At 69.6% G+C, this 6,562-nt stretch carries 9 protein-coding genes; 6 read left to right on the forward strand and 3 right to left on the reverse strand.

Annotation, left to right across the window (positions count from 1 at the left end; all coding sequences use genetic code 11):
• Window positions 1-749 (reverse strand): nucleotide sugar dehydrogenase (locus VJ976_RS05380; RefSeq protein WP_324099086.1); only part of this gene is annotated, 749 nt, incomplete at its 3' end.
• 126 nt (window positions 750-875) lie between these two features.
• Between VJ976_RS05380 and VJ976_RS05385 the strand changes: the two genes are divergently transcribed.
• Window positions 876-1,091: a biotin/lipoyl-binding carrier protein gene (locus VJ976_RS05385; protein ID WP_324099087.1), complete on the forward strand. Its 216-nt coding sequence runs from the start codon at window positions 876-878 to the stop codon at window positions 1,089-1,091.
• On the opposite strand, the gene VJ976_RS05390 is transcribed toward VJ976_RS05385, so the two are convergent.
• Entirely contained in the window at window positions 1,088-2,005 is a 918-nt protein-coding gene (locus tag VJ976_RS05390) for an alpha/beta hydrolase (RefSeq protein WP_324099088.1), read from the reverse strand. The two genes, VJ976_RS05385 and VJ976_RS05390, sit on opposite strands and share 4 nt — an antisense overlap.
• 240 nt (window positions 2,006-2,245) lie before the next feature.
• On the opposite strand from VJ976_RS05390, the gene rpsF reads away from it, so the two are divergent.
• From rpsF to rplI, 4 genes are all read left to right on the forward strand, one after another.
• Window positions 2,246-2,533: a 30S ribosomal protein S6 gene (gene rpsF, locus VJ976_RS05395; RefSeq protein WP_324099093.1), complete on the forward strand. Its 288-nt coding sequence runs from the start codon at window positions 2,246-2,248 to the stop codon at window positions 2,531-2,533.
• Between the two features lie 60 nt (window positions 2,534-2,593).
• Window positions 2,594-3,169: a single-stranded DNA-binding protein gene (locus tag VJ976_RS05400; protein ID WP_324099089.1), complete on the forward strand. Its 576-nt coding sequence runs from the start codon at window positions 2,594-2,596 to the stop codon at window positions 3,167-3,169.
• A gap of 78 nt (window positions 3,170-3,247) precedes the next feature.
• Window positions 3,248-3,484, forward strand: a complete 237-nt coding sequence (gene rpsR, locus VJ976_RS05405; RefSeq protein WP_114928559.1) for a 30S ribosomal protein S18 — start codon at window positions 3,248-3,250, stop codon at window positions 3,482-3,484.
• A gap of 32 nt (window positions 3,485-3,516) precedes the next feature.
• Complete coding sequence (rplI, locus tag VJ976_RS05410) at window positions 3,517-3,963, forward strand: 50S ribosomal protein L9 (protein ID WP_324099090.1); 447 nt, start codon at window positions 3,517-3,519, stop codon at window positions 3,961-3,963.
• An 11-nt stretch (window positions 3,964-3,974) separates the two neighbouring features.
• On the opposite strand, the gene VJ976_RS05415 is transcribed toward rplI, so the two are convergent.
• A complete protein-coding gene (locus VJ976_RS05415) occupies window positions 3,975-5,291 on the reverse strand; it encodes an MATE family efflux transporter (RefSeq protein ID WP_324099091.1) in 1,317 nt (438 codons plus the stop codon).
• Window positions 5,292-5,659: 368 nt separating this feature from the next.
• On the opposite strand from VJ976_RS05415, the gene VJ976_RS05420 reads away from it, so the two are divergent.
• Window positions 5,660-6,562: DnaB-like helicase N-terminal domain-containing protein (locus tag VJ976_RS05420; protein WP_324099092.1), on the forward strand; the 903-nt coding region annotated here is incomplete at its 3' end.

The raw sequence follows: 6,562 nt of genomic DNA on the forward strand, positions 1-6,562 counted from the left end.
CGCTCGTCGTGCCCGATCGCGTCGGCCAGCTTCGTGACGTCGGCCCCCGCCGCCTCGCAGATCTCGGCCATGGCGTTGATGAAGGAGATCTTCGTCGCCAGAAAGGAGTTGGCCGCGACCTTGACGAGCTCGGCGGTCGGCAGGTCGGTGACCACGACGGGGGTCGCGTCTTCGGCGATGGTGCGGGCGTACACCGTGCGCAGCACCTCCTCGGCGTGGCCACCCGCGTCCGCGTCGACGCCGAAGACGAGCCGGTCCGGATGGAGGGTGTCCTTGACCGCGAGCCCCTCGCGCAGGAACTCGGGGTTCCAGGCCACCGCCACGTCGGTGCCGTGAGGGGAGCGAGTCCGCACGCGGTCGGTGAGGTCCTGGGCGGTGCCGACGGGCACCGTCGACTTCCCGACCAGCACCGAGCCGGGAGCCAGGTGCGGGATGAGCGCGTCGACGGCGGTGTCGACGTGGCTGAGGTCGGCAGCTAGCGACCCGTGTTGCTGCGGGGTGCCCACGCACAGGAAGTGCACGTCCGCGGTCGCCGCTGCGCTGATGTCGGTGGTGAACCGCAGCCGGTCGCCCACGTGCTCGGCCAGCAGGGGCTCGAAGTCGGGCTCGTAGAACGGCATCCGGGCTGAGGAGAGCATGTCGACCTTGCCCGGGTCGGCGTCGACACCGACCACATCGAACCCCAGCTCGGCCATGCCGGCCGCGTGGACAGCGCCCAGGTAGCCGGTGCCGATCACCGAAATACGCATGACATCCCTTCCGTGGCCATCACGGTCGGACCGACCGTACACGGGGCAGGTGACCGCCAGTCGACCTCACGGCCCGGCCCACGACGCACCTGACCAGCCCTCGGCGGGTCTGACAAGATCGGACGCATGCCGCAGCACATCGCCTCCGAGTTGGTGGCCAACGTCGCCCAGGTCCACGTCGAGCCCGGCCAGAAGGTGCAGGCGGGCGACGAGGTGGTGCTGCTGGAGTCGATGAAGATGGAGATCCCTGTGTTGCTCGAGGCCGGCGGCACCGTGAGCGGTGTCTACGTCTCACCCGGCGACGTGGTCCAGGAGGGTGACGTCCTGGTCGTCATCGACTAGCGGGACCTCGACGAGCCCGATGCCTCGGCAGAGTCGCGGTCGCCGGAGTCCTGCGCCGGCAGAGCGATGCGCATCCACCGCGTGATCATGGGCATGACCTGGTCGGGCACCTCGAGATGGATGAAGTGCCCGGACCCCACGGTCTGCCCGCTGGTGAGGTCGACGCGCGCCTCCCGCGCCACTGCCCCGATGGCCCGTTCAGCCGTGTTGCCGTGAACGACGAGCAGCGGACGGTCCACCGCGCGCAGAGCCGCCTCGCCGTCGAAGGTGGCCATCGCGGCGGCGGCCCCGGACGCGACCTCGGGCCTGGTGCGTGCCATGGCCTCAGTGAGGGTGACGCGGGAGGCGCGGTCCGTGGGCAGGAACAACCGGGCCGCGAAGGCGCGTCTCCATGCGCCGCTGACGTCCCGGCGCAACGGTTCGACCGCGTCGGCCCAGAACTGCTTGCCCTCCTCGCTGACCACCGGTGCGGGGTCGAGCAGGATGCCTGCGGTGGGGGCGTGGGCCCCCTGTGGCTTCTCGGCCAGCGCGGCGAGCACCGCAAGCGCTCCCATGCTGTGCCCGATGAGCACCGGCCGGTGCAGCCGGGAGCGGGCGCAGAGAGTACGTACGTCGTCGGCGTAGTCCTCGATACGCACACGGGACAGCGCCTCGGGCACCGTCCCCCCGGCCACCGGTCGTCGGTACCCGACCCCCATCGACCCGTCGTCCTGCGCGTCCAGGCTCTGCCCGTGGCCTCGCAGGTCGATCTCCAGGATGCGGTGACGCCCGCCGTACTCCTCGCGCAGGGTGGCCATCGCCGAGCGCTCGCAGCACCAGCCGTGGATCAGGACGAGGTCGGCACGCCCCGAGGCACTGGGGCCCGACACGGCATACCGCACCGGCCCCGCTGGGGTGTGCAGCTCGGCGGACATGCCCCGATCGTGCCACGCGGTCCTCCGGTGGGGCACGAGTGCGGGCTCGCGCCGGAGCGCAATTAGGCGTGCGGCGGCTCGCATCGGTATCGTGTGCGGGTTCGTCAGCGGACCTGTGGACGACGACGGCTGTCGGGTCCACGAGGTGAGAAACTCAGACCCTCCGCTGACGGGACGTATCGCAACCCTCCTGCCACGGAGAGACCGTGGCCGCTGAGACCGAAGGAGGTGGGTTCACGCATGCGTCAGTACGAGCTGATGATGATCCTCGACCCCGAGATGGACGAGCGCAACCTCGGCCCCACGGTGGAGAAGATGCTGGGAGTCGTCGCCAAGGACGGCGGAAGCATCGACACCATGGACATCTGGGGACGCCGCCGGTTGGCCTACGAGATCCGCAAGCACGCCGAGGGCATCTATGCCGTCGTCACCCTCTCCGCCCAGTCGGCCACGGCCCAGGAGCTGGACCGACAGCTGGGGCTGAACGAGCAGGTGCTGCGGACCAAGCTGTTGCGCCTGGACGCCTAGGCCGCCGACATCCGCCGATCCGACCGTACCCATCCGCGAACCGACACGAAGGACTGAGCAATGGCAGGCGAGACTCCACTGACGCTGGTCGGGAACCTCACCGGTGACCCCGAGCTGCGCTTCACCCCCTCCGGTGCGGCGGTGGCCAACTTTACGGTGGCCTCCACGCCCCGGACGTTCGACCGCCAGACGAGCGAGTGGAAGGACGCGGAGACCCTGTTCATGCGGTGCTCCATCTGGCGCGAGGCCGCCGAGAACGTGGCCGAGTCGCTGCACCGCGGCACCCGGGTCGTGGTGACCGGCCGGCTTGTCTCCCGTTCGTGGGAGACACCGGAAGGCGAGAAGCGCACCGTGATGGAGATGCAGGCCGACGAGATCGGCCCCTCTCTGCGGTACGCGACCGCCTCGGTCACCAAAGCCCAGCGCGGCGGCGGAGGTGGATACGGCGGCGGCCAGTCCGGTCAGCGTGGCGGCTCCTCCGCCGGCGCCCAGCAGGGCGGCAACCGTGCTGCCCCGGACAACGACCCGTGGGCGACCGGAGGCGGCTCCGCCAGCACTGGCGGCTCCTCGGGTGGCAACCAGAGCTCCGGTGGCGGTTGGGGCGGTGGGCCGTCCTACGACGAGCCACCGTTCTGAGAACCGCTGACCACACCCAGACCCAGACCCATCCCGAGCCGGTAGCTCGGGCTCTCGTCAGACAAGGAGAGCACCACGATGGCTAAGCCCGTTGTGCGCAAGCCCAAGAAGAAGGCCAACCCCCTCAAGGCCGCCAAGATCGAAGCGATCGACTACAAGGACACGGCGCTGCTGCGCAAGTTCATCTCCGACCGGGGCAAGATCCGCGCCCGGCGCGTGACCGGGGTGTCCGTGCAGGAGCAGCGCCGCATCGCCAACGCCGTGAAGAACGCACGCGAGATGGCGCTGCTGCCCTACTCCAGCTCGGCTCGCTGAGCCGGCCCACGAGCAAAGGAAGGCAGACGCAGATGAAGATTATTCTGACCCAGCCCACCAGCGGGCTCGGAGAGGCCGGTGACGTCGTCGAGGTCAAGGACGGCTACGCCCGCAACTACCTCCTGCCCCGCAAGCTGGCCACGCCGTGGACGAAAGGCGGCCAGAAGCAGGTCGACGCGATCACCTCGGCTCGGGCCAAGCGGGCGCACCGCACCGAGCAGGAGGCGCAGACCGCCAAGGCCCGCCTCGAGGAGGAGGCGGTGACCGTGAGCGCCCGCTCCGGTGCCAGTGGTCGCCTGTTCGGCGCGGTCACCTCAGCGGAGATTGCCCGCGCCATCGCCGAGACGGGAGGGCCCGAGGTCGACCGGCGTCGCATCGAGGTGCCGACCCCGATCCGCGACCTGGGCGAGCACACCGCGTACGTGAAGCTGCACGAGGACGTCTCGGCGACCGTGACGGTCGAGGTCGTCAGCGTCTGAGTCGTGGATGGTCATCGCTTCGCGCCGGTGACCATCCAGCGGTCGCTGCGCGATCGGAGCACGAAGACGACGGCCCGCAGCACCATGAAGGCGGAGAAGGCCACCCAGAGCCACACCAGGCCGGCGGTGCCACTGACTCCACTGGCCCAGACGGCGTACAGCAAGGGTAGGTAGGCGAGAAGCAGCCCGGCCTGCGCGAGCGCGAGCCACCACATGTCGCCCGCGCCCATCAGCACGCCGTCGAGAACGAAGGCCACGCCCGAGATGGGTTGGCTCGCCGCCACCACCAGTAGTGCCGCAGCGATCGCCACGCGCACCTGGGGGTCGGTGGAGAAACCGAGCGGGATGACGGCGTGCAGCGCCGCGAGGACCAGGCCGAGCGCGAGGCCGAACCACATCGCCCACCGCACCAGGGTGGACAGCGCCTGCCGAGTGCGCGGCACGTCCGAGGCGCCGAGATACTTGCCCGTGATCGCCTGCGCTGCGATGGCCAGGGCGTCCAGCGCGAAGACCGCGGTGTTCCACACCGTCAACGAGACCTGGAAGGCGGCCAGCTCGACGTCGCCCTGCGCCGCGGCTACCCAGGTCGTGGCCAGGAGCGTGGCCCGCAAGGACAGCGTGCGCAGGATGAGGGGCACGCCGCCCACCGCGGCGTTCAGCACCCCGGCGGGGTGGAAGCCACGAGGAGTCGCGGCGTGTCGGGCGCCTCGGAGTACCACTGCCACCAGGGCCAGCGCCATGCCGCTTTGCGCCACCACGGTGCCCCACGCGGCCCCGGCGATGCCGAGCCCCATGCCGTGGACCCACCACAGCGACAGGGCGGCGTTGACGGGGAAGCCCACGCTGGCGACCACCAGGGGGGTCCGCGTGTCCTGCAGGCCCCGCAGCACGCCCGTGGCAGCCAGGACCACCAGCATGGACGGGATGCCGTAGGCCGAGATGGTCAGGTAGATGACGGCTTGCCCGGCGACCTCGGGCGAGGTGTCGAAGAGCCCGACGACGGGCCGGGCGAGGAGCACCAGCCCGAGGGCGCTAGCGACGCCGAGCAGAACAGCGAGATACATGCCGTCGAGGCCGGCGCCGATGGCTCCTCTGGTGTCTCCTGCCCCAGCCCGACGTGCCACGACCGCCGTGCTGCCGTAGGCCAGGAAGACGAACACCCCGACCAGGGTGAGCAGAACGGCGCTGGCGACGCCCAGGCCAGCCAGCGGGGCGGTCCCGAGGTAGCCCACGATGGCGTTGTCGGCCAGCAGGAAGAGCGGCTCGGCGATGAGGGTGAGGAAGGCGGGCACGGCCAGCCGCAGGATCTCGCGGGGCGGTACCAGCACCCTCGACGAGGACGAGGGTGACTGTGCCCCAGCCTGCATGCCTGCTCCTGGACTGTGGATGACCGAGTCTTGACCTAGAACGAGAACTGATTCTTCTCCACATGTCTGGACAGACGTCAGTGCAGGTCAGATGCAGTATGTGGCCAAAGTTTCTTGGTTGTCCACACCAGTGTTCACAACCTGTGGGTCGCTGATGTTGATGATGACCACAGTTGTCCCCAGGTCATCAACAGGGCTGCGCGACAAGCGTTTGAAGGGTGGCGCCTTCGGTCGTAGCGTGACGCGATCGGGTCCTTCTTCACACCCTTGGGGGAGGGTGTGTCGGTGTCCGGTGGTCCAGTGATGGCGGTGCTGAAAGAGGTGTCGACGTGTCCGTGAGCGAGCTGGACCCCCCCTTCGCCACCCTGCCCGATCCCGGTCCGGCGGAGCGCGTCCCGCCTCAGGACGTGGCGGCCGAGCAAAGCGTCCTGGGCAGCATGCTGCTTTCCAAGGACGCGATCGGCGAGTGTTCCGAGATCGTCCAGCCGGTGGACTTCTACCGCCCCGCCCACGAGACCATCCACGAGGCGGTCATCGACCTCTTCAGCCGGGGCGAGCCGGTCGATGCCATCACCGTCTCCGATGAGCTCTCCAAACGTGGGGATCTGTCCCGGGTGGGAGGCACGGCCTACCTGCACCAGCTGATCGCCTCGGTGCCCACTGCGGCGAACGCGTCGTACTACGCGCAGATCATCTCCGAGCGGGCGATGCTGCGCCGGCTGGTGGAGGCGGGCACCCGGATCGTGCAGATGGGCTACGCCCAGGGCGGCGGCGACGTCGAGGATATCGTCAACGCGGCCCAGGCCGAGGTGTACGGCGTCGCCGACCGGCGCAAGGGCGAGGACTACCTGGCGCTGTCGGAGCTGCTCGAGCCGACCCTGGACGAGATCGAGCACAACGCCGGCTCCTCCGGCGAGATGGTGGGGGTGCCCACCGGGTTCACCAGTCTGGACGAGCTGACCAACGGCCTGCACCCCGGGCAGATGGTGATCGTGGCTGCGCGGCCGGCGGTCGGGAAGTCGACCTTCGCGCTCGACGTGGCCCGGACGGCGGCGATCAAGCACCAGATGCCGACCGTGGTGTTCAGCCTCGAGATGAGCCGCACGGAGATCACCATGCGGCTGCTGTCGGCCGAGTCCGAGATCCCGTTGCAGCACATGCGCAAAGGCCGGTTGGAGGACCGGCACTGGACGAAGCTGGCCGAGACCCAGGGCCGGTTGCAGGACATGCCG

This window comes from Ornithinimicrobium sp. (assembly GCF_035267225.1).
GTDB lineage: Bacteria > Actinomycetota > Actinomycetes > Actinomycetales > Dermatophilaceae > Ornithinicoccus.

What these genes read in the sequence shown, in the direction of transcription:
- VJ976_RS05385 (WP_324099087.1), top strand. Translation starts at nt 876, where the DNA reads ATGCCGCAGCACATCGCCTCCGAGTTGGTGGCCAACGTCGCCCAGGTC.
- rplI (WP_324099090.1), top strand. Translation starts at nt 3,517, where the DNA reads ATGAAGATTATTCTGACCCAGCCCACCAGCGGGCTCGGAGAGGCCGGT.
- rpsR (WP_114928559.1), top strand. Translation starts at nt 3,248, where the DNA reads ATGGCTAAGCCCGTTGTGCGCAAGCCCAAGAAGAAGGCCAACCCCCTC.
- VJ976_RS05390 (WP_324099088.1), bottom strand. Translation starts at nt 2,005, where the DNA reads ATGTCCGCCGAGCTGCACACCCCAGCGGGGCCGGTGCGGTATGCCGTG.
- VJ976_RS05400 (WP_324099089.1), top strand. Translation starts at nt 2,594, where the DNA reads ATGGCAGGCGAGACTCCACTGACGCTGGTCGGGAACCTCACCGGTGAC.
- rpsF (WP_324099093.1), top strand. Translation starts at nt 2,246, where the DNA reads ATGCGTCAGTACGAGCTGATGATGATCCTCGACCCCGAGATGGACGAG.